Here is a 17,576-nt window from a genome sequence, read left to right as displayed (position 1 = left end):
GTTTAAGCCTTTCTGATTCGTGATAAACCGGGGAACTGTTCGGCGGTTTTGGCCGCATCCTGTGCAATCGGCTGTTTGGGCTTGCCCAACATGCCGACCATGGCGCGGTAGGCAGAAGGATGTACGCCAGTTACATCAACACCGCTCTGCTCAAGCGCGAACTTGTACACGTCCGCAGCGTTATCCATCGCTACATCGCCGACAATGGGCGCCACTTCGCGCTGTGCCGTAGCCAAGGCTTGCGAACGTTGGCGCTCGGCTTCCACAGCACGCTTGATGGCCGCATCCATTGCCACTTTGGAAATGGCACGGTCTTGCGCGGGCTTGGGCGCACCACCTTCGGGAGCTTCCGGTTCTTCGTCTTCGGCAGATTCTTCCGGCTCGGCGGGGGCGGGGTTGTTTTCGCCTTCCTCCGGTTCGTCTTCGTCCGTGCCGACATTCTCGACATTTTCGGGCGGCAACTCTTCGCCGTCGTCCTCAGCCGTCTGTACTTCGTTGGTGAGTGATCCGATAACCTGTAACAGCTCATCCGGGCTCAACTCGGCATCCTGCGCCAACAGGGGCTGTACGGCTGCCTGAATACGCGCTTTCGCGCCTGCTTTCAGTTTCATAGTTTTCCTTTCGTGAAATGGGTCTGCATCGCTTACTACAATATCACGCCCCGCCCGACCCACATCGACAAGGGCTACATGGTTTCCGACAATATCGCGCATCACGCCGTCGTAATGCCTGCCTTCAAACTCTCCGGCAGTCATATCGGCGGTGTAGTGGTACGCGCTGGAAAGCTCCATCTGCTCGCCGCTCTCAATCCCCGCAATCGCCTCCGCATCCCACACGGCCAGCGAACATTTCAGGTAGCCTTCCTCAAACACGGTATCGCTGCCGGTTGTGCCGGCAATCACTTCTTTCTGTGGCTCATCGGCAGAAACGGGAATATGCTTGCTTAATAGTGGCAGGTTGTTGAAGGATAGCGCAGCTTTTTCCAACTCTTCCGGGTCGCGCAGCAGGTAGTAAACCTTTTTTGGCTCCAAACCTAGTTGTTGATAGTTTGGGATTTCGCTGCCGTAGTAGGGGTTTACCGTGGCCTTGCTGATGTTGGAACTGGCAACGTGCAGCCTGCCATCTTGGTCGTAGGAGCGCAGGGATCGGTCTTGGGCGAGTATGATTTTGTCTGTCATGAGTTGAATCCTTTAATCACGCTGCGGCTGGTGCAGCGGCAGTTCGGCTCTGTCCCCGGCTGTACCCATTTGCCGTCCAGATACATGCCTTTGCTCACGTCGAAGCGTTTCCCGTTGGCGGCAACATGGCTCGGGCGCGGCTCTTTGCCTGCGTGGGAGTGCATCCATATCGCCTCTGTTATACCTAGCTCCTGCCGACGTGCCTTTTCGATGGCAGCCTTGGCTTTGTTGGTTTGGTCTCGCGCGATAAAGGCGGCGCGGCGTTCACTGATGCCGTAGTCCTTTCGCAGTTCGCGGGTCAGTTGCGCCATGTCGTAGCCTGCATTCACGCTGCGCCACACGCTCTCTTCTACGCGGTTCAGGTATTGCTGGCCGATGGAGCGGATAAGTGAGACGTTACCGCCCAATACAGCCTGTAAAGCAGTTTGTTGCTGCACCGTGGAACGGAAACGGACGGCAAACCCCGTATCACGCAATGCTGTCTGAAAAGCTCTCTCAGTGTGGCCTGCACTTTGATTGGTGAATATTTCCGCTATTTGCGGGGCGAGCTTGTCCAGCCGTGCCAGCCAATAACGCAACAGGGCAGACAAAGCAGCCTGCAAGCCGTCGGTCAGGCTGTCTTGGGCAATGCCTTTTGGGTAGTGCCGTTCAAGCAAACCCTGCACGTCGGCGCGCATTTCACGCAGCAGCTTTTTCAGGCTTTTGCGGTAGGCGGCTTCTACGCCCAGGTTGGGCTGTATCGGCTTCAGGATGATGTCTTTATCGGACGGGGTGGACAGTTTCATGGCTTGCTTTCGGCGGTTGGTTGGCATACAATGGAATCAAGCGGTATCACTAATCAACTAAGAGGTCGGTCGCATATGAACGCGCGAAGGTGCTGGTTGGTTATGATGCTGCTCTCCAAGGCAACGGCGGTTCAATAACCCAGTCTTAGCAACTGGCGATATACCGTAGATTAAACGTTGCCTTTTTCATTTGTCTGCCCAAAATCCGTGGTCGTAATAACGTCTGCCGTCTGTTTGGTGTTTCACCGTAATCAGCATCCGCTTTACTTCCCCTTCAATCGCCACATCTACCGAATATTTCTCAACTTCGAGAACATTACTGTCTGCAATTCTTGGCTTCTCTGCGTGAAGGAAATGTGCAGCCTGCAACATATCCGGAATAATCGGGATGGTTTTAATCAGTCCGTCGTTTCCGTGTGCGATGGTGTGCTTCACCCCACTCATGGAAACCATGATTTCATGTCCGGTTTCTCGGTTTTTAAAAGTCTTCCCGACAAACCGTCGTGCAAACGCCCGAGCTTTCTCGCGCAGCTCCTTCATACTTGACCACAAGCCCAGCTCGTTACCCTTGATTTCAGGGATTCCGGCTTGGGTTTGGCCATCCTGTTTTTCAGGCAGCCCGCTTCCCTCCCCGAACTGCCCGTTCTCCGCCCTCGGATGCTTGGATTCGTCCCATTGGGCATCTTGGGCAGGCTTAGGCTTTGGGTCGGTGGATTCTCCGACATCTTCCTCCACGCCGTCATTCAGCCCGTCTGAAAAGCCGTCATCGGGCATTTCAGGCACATCTTCTACGTCGATGCCGTTGTAGCCGCTGTCCGGCTCACTCGCCAGCCGCCCGCGTACTTCCTCTGCCGACACTACCCCAGCCTGAATGTAGGCCACGTCGCGGTCGGTATCGGATTTGCGGATGGTGGAAAGCTCGGTTTCGCTCATCTGCTGCAAAGGCACGAAGTCAAATGTGATGTTGTCGTTCACTTTGCCGAACAGGTGCAGTTGCACCAGTTTTAGCAGCTTGTCCAACGGGTCGCGCAGAAGGTTTTCCTGCATGGCGCGGATGTGGTCGTAGTAAACAGCAATCTCGCCCTCTGTGCTGGCATTCAGGCCGCTGGGGGTGATACCGAGCAACTTCACCAATGGAGTATGGCTAGGGGCGGCCATTTGCTCCTGCGATTGGGCAAGCAGCGTATCCAAGCCGGATAGTGGGGTGTTGAACTGGAAGAACTCTTCTTCCTCCTTGCTCAACAGCATCAGGCCGCGGTTGTCGCGCAAACGGTTGTACAGTTCGGCACGCAGCATGATGTTGGTGTCGCCGTCGTCGCTGCCGTTCAGTACCGCGCTCATGTCGGTTTTGATGCCAGACAAAGAGAAGCTGTGTAGCAGGTCACTGACAGAGTCCACGGTGCGCAGCCAGCGTTCCACATAAGGCATCATGAGTTGGGTCATACTCACACCGCCGAAGTTGTAGGCGGGCTTGAGCATATCCGGCACGGGGCGGGAAATCAGGGTGAACAGTCGGCTGGCGTGGATTTCCTGCGCCATTACATACCATGCTTTCGGTTTGTAGAAATCGGGCAGGGTAGGGTCGATGGCGTTGTAGGGCGCAGGGGTCGTCCACATCGGCTCGATGTTCACCAAGGCTTTTAGGCTGCTTTTGGCGATGGTTTTCTCGGTTAGGAGCAGCGGGTTGGCTAATTTGCCGTCGTGGTCTTTGATTTGCACCAGTATCTGCCCACGCCCAAACAGGCCGTCTGTTTCGATGGCCTTGCGGAACACATCGCGCACGTTCAGCCGTTCGTAGCATTCCTCAATCTGCTTGATGGCCTCGCTGTTGTCTTCCTCTCCTACGGATTTGATTTCTATCCATTGGCGGGTCATTTCGTTGGCGGTGGTTTCACTTACGCTGCGGTATTCAGAAATCTGCGCCAATTCGGCCAGCTTGGGATAGCCGATAAAGCCGGTGCCGAAAAAGCAATCAGCCCCAAAGTTTCCTAAGGGGCTGCTGTCCATGGCCATGCCGTTTGGCTTTACGCCGTCAGGCAGAGTAGGGAAATCCAAGCTGTATGATGCGGGCTGTTTTTCAGGTAGCCTTTGCAACGCGCGGCGCATGGCCTTGGCGTTTGGCTTATTCTTTTTCTTGCTCATAGTCCGCTCAATATCTTGGGGTTTATGTTCAGCCCGCCCTGCACAGGGGCAAAGGCCATTACTAGCGCATCCGCCCGGTTCGGGCTGGGGATGCCGCGCTTTTTCATGTCTTTCTTGCTCTCAGCCTTCACTCGCCCGTTTTGGTCGTAATCCACGCGTGGGCGGCTCAGTTCGGCGGTGAGGTATTCTAAATCATGCAGGCTGCTTGATAGGCTGATAAGCTGGTCTTCTGGGTAGCTGTCGCCATGGTGCACAGCTCGCCACGTCTTGTAGAAGCGGTCACGCACTATCCACCATGCCTGTGCCTTGATGTTGGCAAACATGTCACGGTTTCTCTTATCATCAGTGTATTTCGCATCGGGCTTGTACACCGCCCCACCCGCGTTGAAGCCAAGCGTTTGCACCTTGCCGTTCTTGCGCCGGAACTGCGCCTTCACACCAGCACCCACGCCGATGTTGTCATACACAATGCGGTCGATATGTTGCTCTTGGGCGTACAGGTAAACCTTGTCGGCGGAATAAATTACATCCTGCCCGCGCCATTGCTGCATATCGGTTACGACTGATCCGTGCCGCAATACGGTGGCGTTGGCATCATCGCCTTCATCAGCCACGTCAAAACCGAGGATGCGCCGGCCTGCGGCGGAGAAGCCCAGTTTTTCATGTGCATCAATAGCGGCTTCAATCCAACTTGGCTTGATAATCGCCAGTTCGCTGTCTGCCACCGGCTCGCCCAGCCAAATATGGCGGTATAGGTCTTCGTCCCGCTCTTTGCATTCGAGCATATCAGCCAATAGCGGCGTATCTTCAAAATGCGGGTTAATGTCGTAGTTAGCCTTTAAGACGATGCTGTCTTTCGGCGGGTGGATGATGAACCGCTGATAGGTGTCGTCCAGAATGTTCTTCGGGTTGAAGCTCACCCAGATTTCCGCGTTCTTGTCGCCACGGATGGACGGTATCAGCACATCCCAAGAGTTCTTCGTTACTGCTTCGGCCTCTTCCACCCAGCACACGCCTATGCCCTGAATCGATTTGATTTTGGTAACGTTGTTCTTGATGCCGTAAAACACGAACTTTGCACCCGTGCCTTTGTGGGTGATGGCTGATTTCAGAATATCAAACTCATCCGTGTAGCCCAAGCGGTCAATGGTCTCAATCAGGAGTTGGTACACCGAGTCGTCCAGCGAACCTTGAAACTCACGGGCACACAGGATTACTGTACTGATACGGCGCGACACTTCCACCGCCAATTCCGCCAGGAAATATGATTTCCCGCTACCGCGCCCACCGTACAGCACCTTGTAACGTGCCTTACGGATAAGCGGCTTGAAATACGGATTGGCCATAGGGCTACCTGAAAATGTCTTCCAGTGGGCGGGTCTCTACCTTCACGCGCATATCGGCATCCAGTTCCAGCTTCTCGCCATACTTCTTCGGCGCAAGCTTGGCGGCTTTCCACTTGCGAGCGTCGATTCGTAGTTTGGCTTTCGCCACTTCGCCAGTTTCGGGTGCGACAGAATCGGCAATATCGATAATCTCGTCAGCAAAACCGTCTGCCTGTTCTTCGCGCGCACGCGCGTATTGCTCCTGAAAATCTTGGTGTTCCGTCAGCCAGCGGTGCACTGTGCCTCCCGCTGGCATATCCGCAGATGCACAAATCGCCCGCAAGCTCATGCCCCGGGCGATTAGTTCGCAGATCTTATCTGCCGTTTCCTGACTGTATGTTGTTGGTCGCCCGACTGGGCGTTCTGCTTTTGCCATATCGAGCTGCCTGAAAATAATAAAGGCTGCCCGCAGACAGCCAAAAATAAAAGAGAAAATCGCCAATTCGCAACTTTCTTCGAAATATAGCAGTTTTATACCAAAAGTGTTTCATATTGTCAAGTGCAACACAAAAGCAGCCCGAAGGCTGCTTGAGGCATACTGTTCTAATCAATTTTTAGCTTGGGTTTGGAGTGATGTATTCCCCTTCCCACAGGGGCATTCCCGCATCCAAGGTGGTAAGGTTTAATTCCATCTGAAGATGAATACCTACCGCAATTTGCGAATATTCATGTAATTTCGCCACTAGCGCGGGGTTTCTGCCTAATGCTTGTTCCGGGGTTTGCCCGTCTACGCCTTCTAAGCGAAAAAACACCATATATTCGGATTCGAGGGCGAAAATCTCTTCATCCTCCCCATTCGCAATCCGAAATTGTGCTTGGGGACGGATTAAAATCTGGTCATTTTCTTCATTCAGAAACAGCTTACCTTGGGTGATGGTGAGGCTTCTGTTGATTCCCGATATATCAATACCCTGCCCACCAAGACGTTTGGTTGACGAGCCCTGTTTGATGTCGAGCAGTTGTATTTTCACTTTACACCTCCAGCGCTAGCGGCCTGAAGTTGCCGATGTGGTAAGGCTGTCGCTTAGATAAGTTGGTTATAGGGGAGTCGGATGTAATACTCAAAACCCGTCCATATTCTGCTTGCAGCTTATCTTCGGTAGAAATCACAATTTTTTCATCCAGCGCAAATAACATAGAAACCATGGTTTCTATAGTCAGATTATTGCTGCCGCCCATAATCCTAGAAACAAGTGATTTACTTTTGCCCGTGAGTTTGGCCAGGTCGGTATAGGAGAGTTTTTTCTCATCCAAGAGGTTATTCAGCATGATGGCGAAATCAACCTTCACCTCTTCTTGAGCTTTTATCAGTTCGTAATTTTCTATTTTATTCATGATACCAAATGCTCCAATGACAACACATTTTGCAGTTGCCGATAAGCTTTTTCCAAATCTGATGATTTAGTTTTCTGCCATTTTTTCAACACGCTATGGCTAAGCAGGAGACAGCCTTTTGAGTTCGGGATATTTATACAATAAACACGAATCGGCTGTTTGATGAACTCATACACGGTGAAGCCGTGTGCCTTGCCGGCCTCATGAAACATCTTCGGTGTCAGTCTTTCGCCGTTGGCGAAGCGCTGCATAATAGCTTGGATACTAGCCTCATGGCGGACGGTTTGGGCGGATTGCCGGTAGCTATCCAGCTCATGCTCTAAGCCGGACAACTCTTCCCCATCTTCGCAGAGTACATATAAAGGGCGTATGCCATTGTATAGCAGTTTAGGTTTCATTGTACACTTATAAGTAAACTATGGGCATCAAATTTATCCAACAACACACCTAGGCAAACTAAGTTCCATCATACCGCAGCCGCAATAAAAAAAGCAGCCCGAAGGCTGCTGAAAAAGCCCGCACGGGGCGGGCTGGGGGATGAAATATTATTCCGGCAGGGCTTTGTGTTTGAGCGCCTCAATTGCAACTTGGGCAGAGGCTTGCGGCAGTTTCCCTTTTTTAACTTGCCCAAGCAAATACTTGGGGAACTTGCTTAATATGTAGTTAGTTCTCAACCAGCTTCTAAACTCCCCCAATGCGGCATCAGGGTAGCACCAAGATGGCTGCGGGTTACTTTTCGCTTGCGGATAATAGAGCGGGTAATCGTGATCGTATTTTCTTCTGTCGCCATATAAAGCTGACATCTCTTTTTCTTGCCAGTATGCACTCCATGCTTTACCAACAGATATATCAGGGATAACTTTATCGCTGATAATTAAGCCGGAACGTATCATTGGAACAATCATTGACGCAATCTCTCTGAATACACTGAAATATCCAAGCGGGACTGAATCTAAAGTCATATCTATGCGGTCATGGAAATGCCGCCAGCTATCAATTAGCCGCTGCTCCGGCGAGTAACCAACAGCCTCATAAATAAACAGCCTAAAAGTTGTCCTAGCAAGGCTTCTGAATGCATTCAAAGCCTCCATTCGGCGCTCGTCAGCAACAAAAGCATAATACTCGAGCAAGGCAAGACATACCGGCTCGGTATAAGCATTTATCGTTACGCCATTATGGAGAGACTTCAAAAACAATGTGTCTTCTTCATACCCATGCTGCAGGAGTAATTGTGTAATCGCCCTACCTCTAGGCTTATGCCTCTCTTCCGGCCAATTTGCAGCCAGGCGGTTTAACACTTTCCTGTCTATACCGCACATACGGGCAAGGCCACTTTCTGTAAGGAATGGAAGCCCATTTTCCAGAACGCCCATTTCAACGCCATCTATTTCAATTTGGCGCTCCACTACAAATAACTCTGTTTGAACTTGCAACGGGGGTGGGACTAAATCCGTATTTTCCTCATCTATCGCCATGTTTTTTAACACCTCTTACCCGGGACTAAAACGCCATTATAACGCAGCCAGTCCTAATTACTATTAATCCAACACGCTCCACCAAAACACGCGGTCAGCCCTGCCTCAGTTTTAATTTGGTGGAATTCCACCAAATTAAAATTTGGGTTATTGATGGTTTCCCAAACCCCAAGAAAATCAATGGTATTTTTATTTCTTAACCACGATTCGATTAAGGGGCTTGGGCTACCTGAAAATCAGGCGTTGAGCTGGTGATAGCTGGCTTTCTCCGCACTATCGCCATCCCAAGGGAAGTATTGGAAATACTCGTTATCGGGTACTTTGATGCCGGCCTGTTCGGCCACGTTGCGCAGGAACATGATGCTGTCGGCGGCATGGTCGTTCAGGGTGGCTGCTAAGCGGCGGTTCAGCCCTCGCAAGGCTAGCCGGTGTTGATAGATAAATTCGGCGCAGTACAGGCTGTTGATTACGGCGCCCTGTAGGTTGCGCAGGGGCTTGGGCTGCAGGTTTTCAGGCAGCCTGTCGAGCACTTCGCCGCTAATACCGTTATGCAACATCAAGCTGTGAACGTAGGCCACTGCAGACGGCAACAACGGGGCGGCGATTTGGTCGATATGCGCCACACCGAAGCGCTGATGCACCATGCGGTAGGCGGCCGAATAATCGATACCGCAGCGGGACACCAACAGCTTGACCGCATCCACCAAGCCGCGCCGTTCGTCTATCGTGGTTTGGGTTTCGAGCTTGGGGCTACCTGAAAGAATCTGCTCAATCTGTTCGTCACACCATACGGCAAATTTAGGGTCGAGCCAGCGGGCGAAATCAACTGCTAGTTTTGGGTGCAGCCAAGTTCCTTGTTCTGTGCCGCCTTGTTTGATGATAACTATTTGATTATCTTCCGTTGCTCTTTTTGGAGTAACGCTTAATTTTTCAGCAAGTGCAGAGATATATTCTTGAGTTCTTTCAGATTTTAGATAATTACCAACACGCCTATTGAAATGAGCGGCAACAACAGTAGCGTTCAGGTAGCCATTATTTTGGAAAGAAACGGGGAAATTACCGAAAGATACGGTTTTGATATGAGACATGATTTACTCCTTGTATAAGTTTCAAACCCTTTCGAAGGGGTGGCGGGGTGTTCGAAACATGTACAAGGCATGCCGCCAGCCTTACGGACTGGCGCACCCCGCCATAGGAGTAAACTTTGTGATAGGTTCAAGGAGAGAACAATGAAACCAATAGACACAAAAAATCCACTCTGTCGGGGCGGATGCCGCTTGCAGGTGTTTCGAGCACCTAGGTGGTATCATAAACAAAATCACAGCATCGCGCAAGATATTTTTAACTAGCAATTTATTATTTGCAAATATATTACTTGCAATATATAATTTGTACGTCTTTTTAACAGGAGAACAGCGATGTCAAAAACTCAATCAGCAACAGGCCGTGCTATTGGCGGGAAAGCCAGGGCAGCGAAAATGACACCGGAGCAACGCAAGGAGCAGGCGGCTAAAATGGTAGCTGCTAGGCAGGCTAAGGCAGCAATGCCGAAAGCTATGTATGAGGGTAAACTGAATATTGGTAATACCGAGCTAGATGTAGCGGTATTAGATGATAATCGACGTGTTATTACTCAAGCAGCCATCTTTCGTGCGCTCGACCGTCCTGCACGTGGGAACGCAAGGGTGATCGATACCCCCGTTTTTATTGATGCAAAAAACCTGCAACCCTTTATTGATGAGGATTTGCGGGCAGTGATCAATAAAATTGAATACGTTAATCTTTCCAATAAAAAACAGGAAGGGTTTGACGCAACAATTTTGCCTTTGGTGTGTGATTTGTACCTGAAAGCCCGGGAAGCTGGGGTAATCACAAAAGCGAACCAATTATCAACCGCACAAAAAGCAGAAATCCTCGTTAGATCATTAGCTAAGGTTGGTATTATCGCTCTTGTTGACGAGGCAACTGGCTATCAAGATGCACGAGCCAAAAATGCCCTTGCCAAAATCCTTGAGGCTTTCGTTGCGAAAGAACTGCAACCTTGGGTTAAAACATTCCCTTTGGAATATTATAAAGAGCTTTGTCGGTTGTATAACGTTCCGTTCCCTCCGCTTAAAAACAACCAATTCCCACAGTTCTTCGGGCATATTACCAACAATGCTGTATATGCCCGTCTTGCTCCAGAGCTACTACCTGAGTTGAAAAAAGCGGCCAGCAAACAGGAGAGAAAAGCCAAACTACATCAACTCTTAACGCAAGATGTCGGGCATCCGAAACTGAAGGACCACCTAGTTTCCGTCGTTACGTTATTGAAGCTGGCTAAAGATAAGGATGATTTCAACCGTATGCTAGATATTGTCCATCCCAAACTAAATAACACCATACCGCTTGATTTAGGCGAGTAAAAGCAGCCATCTACTCCATGAAAAGCCCCCTGCAAATGCAAGGGGCTGGCGTTTACCTGTTTCTCAACTGCCGATAATCAATAGCTCTGCTATATGATGAATTATCTATCATCGGGTCTGACCGAACCATTTCGATACAGCGATTTTGTATGATAATTTGCTGGTCTCTCCATTTACTTGTAGGCAAGGTACCATCAAAAATTTGGGTTCGGATTTGGCGTGCCATCGCTATTAAATCCTGATACGAGGCCATAGATGACAAAGAGTAAGCGCCATCCCTAGCAATAGATTCCATAGCATAAGCACTGACTTTCTCATCTGCCGCTTGAAGAGAGTATTGTCCAGTATAGGCAAAGTTATAAGCGTTTTGAGTGAATGAAATAAATCCCCTTAATGTTTGGCATTGCTCCGGCCCATCATCCCCTGCTGGCAATATAGACTTCACTTCCGCTATAGATGGCAGGGAGATTGACAACAATATGATAAATAATGTTTTTTTCATCATTATTCTCCTTGTTTCGGATATTTCCTATTTTGTTCAATCAAATAGCCGATTCTCTCGGCAGTCTTGTAGGTGTTCTGTTGGATTTTGAACATAACCACAGTAAATTCCGCCCACAAGCGGATAATCAGGTTGCCGAATATCAGCAAGCCCAAACCTGCGAATATCCCCATCACACCGCTGACCTGCTGCGCCTCAATCTGCGACTGTCCACCGGCAAACCCGCCCATCATCAAGCCGATGGCAAACAGGTTATTGACCAATAGCAGTAGCCAGTAAATCAAAGTGATGATTTTAGTGGATAAAACAGAATCCAAGAAAAATATGCTACGCATTCCTAATCCCCTCTAAAAATGGTTAATTGGTATCTGCTATTATACAAACCTTAAAGCAATTTAATCTATCTTAATCTAAAATCCCCGCTTGCCTCAACTCTGGCTCCAGTTTGCAAATGGCGCTATTGAGCAGCCCGGCAACGATTTCCCCAACCTGTTTCTTTTTCCGCCACAACGTTACTCGCCCAATATCAAATCTATCCTGAATCTCTGTTTGCTTCGGGCTACCTGAAAAAATATGAGACAACAGGGCATCACAGAGCAACAAGGAAATGCCTTGCTGCTGTTCTAAGATGTAGCTGCTCAAATCCACGATACGGCTTAAATTGCTGCCGTATTGGGCTTCTACAGCACAAAGCTCCAAATGGTTCAGCAGTCGTTCCACCCTTGCCCGTATCATCGCACTGTTGGCGTGCCAGTCATGTTGTGTCATCCCTTGTCCGCCGCCACGACTTACGCCCTTATCCTCCACCCAGTGGCAAATTTGTGCGGTATTGTTCAATGGCTCAATCCGCATACAAGATAAGCGGTAGGCGTGGCTCAATGCTGCTTCGACTGACTGGTACATGCTATTTCCTGTTCATCTGTTTGGATAGTAGTTTCTTGATACGGCGGCGTTTCATTACTCGATACCAGCGGCTTGCCCGGATTTTTGCCTTGCGCTGCCGTTGGGCTTCACGGCGGGCTACTTCATCAAAGGTCGGGTCTTTGTAGGTTTGCGGCATTTACCCCTCCGCCCTTCCGCCAAACTCCACCCCGTTGCCCGCCGCCCACGCCTGGATATACTCAATCAAACTCGCCGTACGCCGCACCCCCATCCGCGCCGTACTCTCCCGTAGGTTGATGACTTCGCCCTCCAAGCCAATCGCCATTTCAGCCGTGCCGCCGGTGGCAATCCGGTGCCCGGAGACAAAAATCATCTTCCATTGGTCGATTGAGAGTTTTTGGCCATTAAAGGTTTTCTGTTTCGCAATGTCCCCCAGCATGGCGTGCAGCTTGGCATTTTGCGCATCCGAACGTTTCCGCTCCCGCACTTCCACAATGACCTTTTCATGCGACTGCAATAGCGTTCCCGCCATCTCATACGCCAGCTTCATCACATCCCGCTTGTTTTTCTTGTCTAGCACCCGCTCAAACTTTTGGCTCATTCGATTTCCCTCGCTTTCCTGCGGTACTCCGCCGCCAGTTCGCGCAGCTCTTCTTTCGTCCACTTCCGCACTTCATGGTCGGCATCCAGCTCTTCCACCCGCGCCTGCCCGATGCGTTCAATCAAGCCCTGCCGGTAGCCGCGGATATTGCCGCTCTCGTACAGATTGCAGCGCACACAGCCGCCATGCACATTGGCCTCGTCAAACCGCAGCTTGCCGCTCCTGCCCGCCGGCACATAGTGGCAGGCTTGGAAGTTGTCCTTCCACGGTGTGCCGCAGCTGATGCAAGGCCTGCCCCTATCCCGCAGCCGGATGTAGCGGTTGAACGCCGCCTGCGCCTTCTTGGTCAGCTCCGGTATCGTCTCCAGCTTGTGCCGCAGCGCCTTGGTTCTCGCCCGCTCCTTGCGCTTGGCTTCGCGCTCTGCCTTGGTAGCCGCCTTGCGCTTCTGCTCACGCCGATACTCAATGCCGCAGGTTATGGAACAGACAAGCTGCCCCATCCTCTGCTTCTCAAACACCGTGCCGCACACCTTGCATTTACGCTTGGCCATCCCGCTTCCTCCCGCGCCAAACCGTCCGGTAGCGTTGCGGGTATGATGTGATGTAGCCCCGGTATTCGCGCCAGCATTCCGATACGAACAGCCAAGCCCCGGCCAAAGCCGTGAATATCAGCAACAGCACAAAGCCAATCAACAGCACCACGGGCGAAGTCAGGATATACAGCCATCTGTGCTGCTCGTAACGTTCCAAAAATTTGTCAATCGATTCCATGTTGTTTCCTCACTTTCTCCAAAATCTCTTCACGGGTCGGCGCACCGGACATGGCAGTCAGCTGGTGCAACATCTTCTCCTGCAGCTTCCTGTTAGGCCGGCAGCGGCGGATTTGTTCGGCACAGCATTCCGGGCAGCGGAAGTTCAGTACAGAACCGGTAGGCGGGCAGCAGGGGCAGGTGTCCATATCACACCTCCATCGTCAATCGCTCGAGCAGCGCAGCAATCTGCGGGCGGAACGGGTTGCCGTTCGGCAATGCGGGCAGCGGCTCGCCGGTTTCCAGCCAATGCCTTTCCTCCGCCGCCTCGGAAGGCAAGCAAGTCAGTGCCTGTTCGGCGGTCAGGCGGCCTTTGCGTACTGCATCCATGATGGCGGTGGTTTGATGCTCGCGGTTGTAGCCACGGCTAACGAACCATTTCACTTTGCCCCCGTTGGCCAGCAAGTCGGCGGAAAGTCGGGTGTAGCTGTCGCGGAAGGCCATACGCGCCCCAGTCTTATCCCCGGCGGCGAACAGCTCCCATGCCCCGTTGCCCGCCGCCGTCATGGCGATTTCCGGCACAATCACAGTCAACTCCTCATTGCGCCATCCTTCGGCCAACATCCCGAAAGCTTCATCGGCAGACGGCAGGCCGGTATCGATACGCTCCAAGATAGCAGCCAAGCTCAAGCGCCCGGTCAGCTCACGGCGGCAGCGGTTGAGTGCAGACAGCACAGCTGCCGTTTCGTAGGTTTGCAAGTCATCCACCATCACATCCACAGCGGCTGCACTCAAAGTGGTGCCGGTTAGTTCGGCGGTAACGGCCAGCGCCTGTTTCAGTTCGGCGCGTTTGGCCAAAAATTCTTGTTGGTTCATGCTGCTGCTCCCTGTTGTTTGCGTTGGTAGCGCTCCCACGCCGCTATGTCGTCGGACTGCATCACGGCATCAAAATTGCCTTGTGTGCGTTCGGCCTGCTGCGCTTTGGCTTGGGTCATCTGTTCGCCGCGCTGCATATCGGTCAGCACCTGCTGGTAGGACTTGAGCAGGCAGCCGATTTCGTGGCGGCACTGCACAAACCAGCGGTTATTGTGGGAAACGAAGTAGGCCGCCAGATGCGGGGCAAGCTCCCTGCCAACGAAGCGCACCAGTTGCGCCGTCTGCCCGCGTGTTTTGGCATTCGAGGCAGGCAATACCCCGTAGCGCTCGCGGTAAGCTCCGGCATAGGCTTGCCAAGTCGCCACGTTGTCGGGGTTCGGTTCAGATTTGGGTTTTGGTTTGGCAGGCTTGGCAGTTTGGATTTCTGCCAGCTGAAATTCAGGTTCGGCAGCGGCGGGATTTATCCCCGTCGCCACCTCTGACGGTTCTCTCTGATGGTTAAAGGTTTCTGATGGTTCTTCTTTATACGAAGGTGCAAAATTTGCACGTTCCGAAGGTGCAAAATTTGCACGTTCGGGGCTGGATTTTGCACATGCAGAATTTGCACATGCAGAATTTGCAGGTTCTGAATATTCATCCAGCGTGATGTAGTACAGATCGGTTTTCCTGCGTTGGGTGTTTTGGCGGCGCTCTTTTCTCAAAATGCCGCGCTGCTCCAGCCATTTGCAATGGCTGACCACCGTCCGCAGCGCCATGCTGCACTTGGCGGCAAGCCTTTCTTGGCTCGGATAGCACACCCCTTCGTCGTTGGCATGGTCGCACAGTGCCAGCAACAACATTTTCTGCCCCATCGGCAAACTCATATCCCATGCAATACTCATCAACTTCACGCTCATTTCCTGTTCCTCACTGCCGCCAACATGCGGCGCTCGCAAAATTCACTCACTCTCAAAGCCAGGGAGAATGCCCAACTCCAAAAACGCTCACGCATGGCTGGCCTCCGCTTCCACCATCTGCGCCAGCTTGGTAATGCCCTTTGGGGTCAGATACACTTGGGCGCGCAGCTGCTCCGTGCCGCTGCTGTCGGTGTAGCGGTGCTCGCTGTGGCGGATTAGGCCCTGCTGCACCTTGTCCTGATAGCCAATCCACGAGCCGCGCCCGTCGCGCTTGTAAATCCAGCGGCGCATATTCAACAGTCCGAACAGGTCTTTCGGGCGGAGTTTGAGCAGCTTTGCCGCATCGGTAATGCACATATCGCCATCGGCATAGCTGATACGCTCCAATGCCTGCGCCTTGGGTTGTGTTTCAGCCAGCAAGGCAGCCTGTTTTTCGTTTTGTTCGGCCAAGTCGGCAGCCAAGCGCAGAGCTTCTGGCAGGGTTTGCGGGATAGACGGCGCAGCCTGTTGCTCCAACTCCATCCAGCGGCGGTTGATGCGGATACGCATGTCCGAGCGGTAGCCCGTTATCAGGTCGATGCACTGCTCGCGGGTAAGCAGGTATTCGGGATACTCGACACCATTTAACTGATTGATATATTTAGAGACCTCAATTTTGAGGAGACCCATTTCCGCATAGGTCGAATTCAGCCGCTCAATGTCGCGCAAAACGTTGTCATGTCGTTTCTCGCACAACTGGGCGATTTCACGGCTGCTCATCAAAGGTTGTTGCTGCTTGCCAATTTGGATAATCTGATTCATAATCTGCTCCGATTTGTAGCTCTCCCTAACACCATTGCCCGCCACGCTCCGGCGGGCTTTTTTTCACTCCCACCATTCCCGAAACCGCCGAAACCAGGCAGCCTTGACCGGCACATAAATCCGTTGCATGATTTGCCCGTCATAACGCGCATTGGCCGCAGCCCCCAGTTTCTCCCTAGCCTCTTCCGGGCTGTCCGCCCAAATGCTCAATGACCACGTCCTGCCTTTGAAACGGTAGGAGAACGTGTATTCGTTTTTCGCATAATCCATAGGAGTTCCTTAGTGTGATTTTCCGGCCCGCCTCAGCGGGCTTTCTTTTGCCCGTCTGTCCGGGCTGCCAAGCGTCTTTCCGCTTTGTCTGCCGTGGTAAAATGGCTGTCTCTCACAACAACCGACCACGAAAGGTAAAATCATGCGGTTTAAAGTTCATGGCTACGGGAAAGCAAAACACGCAATCCCCATACTTTTTCAAAATAAAACCCACGAGTTAGACGGAATTGAGACAATACAATGCGGGGATGTTCTAACCATCGCTGATATTCCTGAGCCACAGGGCTTGCTTGTTGTGTGTGATCGAGAGATGAAAATATCTGTTGATGACGGTCGCGTATTTCTTGTATTGAACGTCGGGCTCTTTTCATCGCTTGATGAATACCGTGAACGATTCGATAGATAAACATCGTCAGAATCAAGGCCGTCTGGAACATTAGCAAGCCTAAAACGGCCTGTTCAAAATCACTCATTTACACTTCCTTTCTTCTGCCTGACGAAGCCCTAAAACATCTGACCACAAAGCTGGTGGATGCGGCATTTGACAATCTACCGGCAGCAATGCTTCTGCTTGGAAAATTCTTCTCCCTTTGACGGTTAGGCGGTATTGGAATACCAAAACAGCGAAGACTTTCCCTTCAGCCTTTACTGGCAGGCGGAAGGCCAGCGGCGCATCTCCTTCTCGCTCCGGATCAGATAGGAACAGGCGGTTGTCGGTATCAACCCACGTTTCAATGCCGAAATCTTCAATGTCTTGCGGCGTCATCTTCTTTCCTTTCTCAAAAATATTTGCGCCCCTACTAGTCCCTAACTGTCTCTGTTAGTAAGTCTTTTATGGAGCTAACATGTCCATACGCGTGGCCATCCAGCACATAGCGGATATAAGCGCTGAGTGAAGTGAAGCCGTTAAGGGCAGCCAGCGTTTTCAGGTCGTCTTTCATCGCCTGAGGAATATGGAGCTTGACCTCTTCAGTGCATTTCTCACGCTTCATGGCTTAACCCGCCAATTCCGGCCAAATCTTGTGCCAATCATCCGGGCGCATCTCTTGGCGTGTTACTTCCCCATCCGTAGCCAGCTCAATACTGGCGCAATACTCAATGGGAATAGGGCGGTGGCCGGTAACGATTTGGTTCATGTATGCGTAAGCAATGCCGATTTTTTCAGCGATTGCCCGCTGTCGGCCACGCTCATTCGCGCAGTATTCTTTTAGTTGCATATAGCTTACTCCTGTCTATTTAGCACAAATTATAGCATAGCTAAATAGAAAAAGTAGCCTTGCTAAATTAAGCATTG

The 17,576-nt window shown here is 51.5% G+C and carries 26 protein-coding genes; 1 reads left to right on the top strand and 25 read right to left on the bottom strand.

What is annotated here, in order from left to right; genetic code table 11:
• Window positions 1–2: 2 nt before the first annotated feature.
• The 10 genes from A7P99_RS05500 to A7P99_RS05455 form a co-directional block, all read right to left on the bottom strand.
• Window positions 3–1,178 (bottom strand): DUF2213 domain-containing protein, encoded by a 1,176-nt coding sequence (locus tag A7P99_RS05500; RefSeq protein ID WP_067528135.1) that lies wholly within the window; start codon window positions 1,176–1,178, stop codon window positions 3–5.
• Entirely contained in the window at window positions 1,175–1,963 is a 789-nt protein-coding gene (locus A7P99_RS05495; protein WP_067528137.1) for a phage minor head protein, read from the bottom strand. Before A7P99_RS05495 ends, A7P99_RS05500 begins: the two co-directional genes overlap by 4 nt.
• A 186-nt stretch (window positions 1,964–2,149) precedes the next feature.
• Complete coding sequence (locus A7P99_RS05490; protein ID WP_067686834.1) at window positions 2,150–4,105, bottom strand: anti-CBASS protein Acb1 family protein; 1,956 nt, start codon at window positions 4,103–4,105, stop codon at window positions 2,150–2,152.
• Window positions 4,102–5,451: a PBSX family phage terminase large subunit gene (locus tag A7P99_RS05485; RefSeq protein ID WP_067686831.1), complete on the bottom strand. Its 1,350-nt coding sequence runs from the start codon at window positions 5,449–5,451 to the stop codon at window positions 4,102–4,104. The genes A7P99_RS05490 and A7P99_RS05485 overlap by 4 nt, the downstream gene beginning before the upstream one ends.
• A gap of 4 nt (window positions 5,452–5,455) precedes the next feature.
• Window positions 5,456–5,866: a hypothetical protein gene (locus A7P99_RS05480; RefSeq protein ID WP_067449193.1), complete on the bottom strand. Its 411-nt coding sequence runs from the start codon at window positions 5,864–5,866 to the stop codon at window positions 5,456–5,458.
• A 178-nt stretch (window positions 5,867–6,044) separates the two neighbouring features.
• On the bottom strand, window positions 6,045–6,461 hold the full coding sequence (locus A7P99_RS05475; RefSeq protein ID WP_067449074.1) for a hypothetical protein: 417 nt from the start codon (window positions 6,459–6,461) through the stop codon (window positions 6,045–6,047).
• A gap of 1 nt (window position 6,462) precedes the next feature.
• Window positions 6,463–6,825, bottom strand: a complete 363-nt coding sequence (locus A7P99_RS05470; protein ID WP_067686828.1) for an XRE family transcriptional regulator — start codon at window positions 6,823–6,825, stop codon at window positions 6,463–6,465.
• Complete coding sequence (locus tag A7P99_RS05465) at window positions 6,822–7,223, bottom strand: hypothetical protein (RefSeq protein WP_067449078.1); 402 nt, start codon at window positions 7,221–7,223, stop codon at window positions 6,822–6,824. The genes A7P99_RS05470 and A7P99_RS05465 overlap by 4 nt, the downstream gene beginning before the upstream one ends.
• A gap of 147 nt (window positions 7,224–7,370) precedes the next feature.
• Window positions 7,371–8,312 (bottom strand): hypothetical protein, encoded by a 942-nt coding sequence (locus A7P99_RS05460; protein WP_156499704.1) that lies wholly within the window; start codon window positions 8,310–8,312, stop codon window positions 7,371–7,373.
• 224 nt (window positions 8,313–8,536) lie between these two features.
• Window positions 8,537–9,388 (bottom strand): KilA-N domain-containing protein, encoded by an 852-nt coding sequence (locus tag A7P99_RS05455; RefSeq protein ID WP_067686821.1) that lies wholly within the window; start codon window positions 9,386–9,388, stop codon window positions 8,537–8,539.
• Between the two features lie 330 nt (window positions 9,389–9,718).
• Here A7P99_RS05455 and A7P99_RS05450 point away from each other — a divergent pair, with 330 nt between their 5' ends.
• On the top strand, window positions 9,719–10,705 hold the full coding sequence (locus tag A7P99_RS05450; RefSeq protein ID WP_067686818.1) for a P63C domain-containing protein: 987 nt from the start codon (window positions 9,719–9,721) through the stop codon (window positions 10,703–10,705).
• 52 nt (window positions 10,706–10,757) lie between these two features.
• Here the strand turns inward: A7P99_RS05450 and A7P99_RS05445 are convergent, their stop codons facing one another.
• The 15 genes from A7P99_RS05445 to A7P99_RS05380 form a co-directional block, all read right to left on the bottom strand.
• A complete protein-coding gene (locus A7P99_RS05445; protein ID WP_197481760.1) occupies window positions 10,758–11,210 on the bottom strand; it encodes a hypothetical protein in 453 nt (150 codons plus the stop codon).
• On the bottom strand, window positions 11,210–11,524 hold the full coding sequence (locus A7P99_RS05440; RefSeq protein ID WP_197481759.1) for a DUF4282 domain-containing protein: 315 nt from the start codon (window positions 11,522–11,524) through the stop codon (window positions 11,210–11,212). The genes A7P99_RS05445 and A7P99_RS05440 overlap by 1 nt, the downstream gene beginning before the upstream one ends.
• An 88-nt stretch (window positions 11,525–11,612) precedes the next feature.
• Window positions 11,613–12,110, bottom strand: a complete 498-nt coding sequence (locus A7P99_RS05435; RefSeq protein ID WP_067449088.1) for a hypothetical protein — start codon at window positions 12,108–12,110, stop codon at window positions 11,613–11,615.
• Between the two features lies 1 nt (window position 12,111).
• On the bottom strand, window positions 12,112–12,267 hold the full coding sequence (locus A7P99_RS10045; protein ID WP_156496273.1) for a hypothetical protein: 156 nt from the start codon (window positions 12,265–12,267) through the stop codon (window positions 12,112–12,114).
• Window positions 12,268–12,690: a recombination protein NinB gene (locus A7P99_RS05430; RefSeq protein ID WP_067686810.1), complete on the bottom strand. Its 423-nt coding sequence runs from the start codon at window positions 12,688–12,690 to the stop codon at window positions 12,268–12,270.
• A complete protein-coding gene (locus tag A7P99_RS05425) occupies window positions 12,687–13,241 on the bottom strand; it encodes a recombination protein NinG (protein ID WP_067686807.1) in 555 nt (184 codons plus the stop codon). The genes A7P99_RS05430 and A7P99_RS05425 overlap by 4 nt, the downstream gene beginning before the upstream one ends.
• Window positions 13,228–13,461 carry a hypothetical protein gene (locus A7P99_RS05420; RefSeq protein ID WP_067686804.1) on the bottom strand — a complete coding sequence of 78 codons (234 nt, stop codon included), beginning with the start codon at window positions 13,459–13,461 and terminating at the stop codon, window positions 13,228–13,230. The genes A7P99_RS05425 and A7P99_RS05420 overlap by 14 nt, the downstream gene beginning before the upstream one ends.
• Window positions 13,448–13,648, bottom strand: coding sequence for a hypothetical protein (locus A7P99_RS10040; RefSeq protein ID WP_156499703.1), 201 nt, complete (start codon window positions 13,646–13,648; stop codon window positions 13,448–13,450). The genes A7P99_RS05420 and A7P99_RS10040 overlap by 14 nt, the downstream gene beginning before the upstream one ends.
• Window position 13,649: 1 nt before the next feature.
• Window positions 13,650–14,315 carry a hypothetical protein gene (locus tag A7P99_RS05415; protein ID WP_067686801.1) on the bottom strand — a complete coding sequence of 222 codons (666 nt, stop codon included), beginning with the start codon at window positions 14,313–14,315 and terminating at the stop codon, window positions 13,650–13,652.
• Window positions 14,312–15,211 carry a helix-turn-helix domain-containing protein gene (locus A7P99_RS05410; protein WP_082881539.1) on the bottom strand — a complete coding sequence of 300 codons (900 nt, stop codon included), beginning with the start codon at window positions 15,209–15,211 and terminating at the stop codon, window positions 14,312–14,314. The genes A7P99_RS05415 and A7P99_RS05410 overlap by 4 nt, the downstream gene beginning before the upstream one ends.
• Before the next feature lie 87 nt (window positions 15,212–15,298).
• Window positions 15,299–16,012, bottom strand: coding sequence for a phage regulatory protein/antirepressor Ant (locus A7P99_RS05405; protein WP_067686796.1), 714 nt, complete (start codon window positions 16,010–16,012; stop codon window positions 15,299–15,301).
• A 63-nt stretch (window positions 16,013–16,075) separates the two neighbouring features.
• Entirely contained in the window at window positions 16,076–16,282 is a 207-nt protein-coding gene (locus tag A7P99_RS05400; protein WP_067686794.1) for a hypothetical protein, read from the bottom strand.
• Window positions 16,283–16,431: 149 nt separating this feature from the next.
• Entirely contained in the window at window positions 16,432–16,755 is a 324-nt protein-coding gene (locus A7P99_RS10035; protein WP_156499701.1) for a hypothetical protein, read from the bottom strand.
• The gene (locus A7P99_RS05390; protein WP_067686790.1) at window positions 16,752–17,048 is read right to left on the bottom strand and encodes a hypothetical protein; all 297 of its coding nucleotides are present in this window, start codon (window positions 17,046–17,048) and stop codon (window positions 16,752–16,754) included. The genes A7P99_RS10035 and A7P99_RS05390 overlap by 4 nt, the downstream gene beginning before the upstream one ends.
• Before the next feature lie 229 nt (window positions 17,049–17,277).
• Window positions 17,278–17,499, bottom strand: a complete 222-nt coding sequence (locus A7P99_RS05380) for a YdaS family helix-turn-helix protein (RefSeq protein ID WP_067686786.1) — start codon at window positions 17,497–17,499, stop codon at window positions 17,278–17,280.
• Between the last annotated feature and the right edge of the window lie 77 nt (window positions 17,500–17,576).

Origin of the sequence: Eikenella sp. NML120348, from assembly GCF_001648435.1 — a bacterium.
GTDB lineage: Bacteria > Pseudomonadota > Gammaproteobacteria > Burkholderiales > Neisseriaceae > Eikenella > Eikenella exigua.
This window is presented reverse-complemented; position numbering and strand designations above follow the sequence as displayed.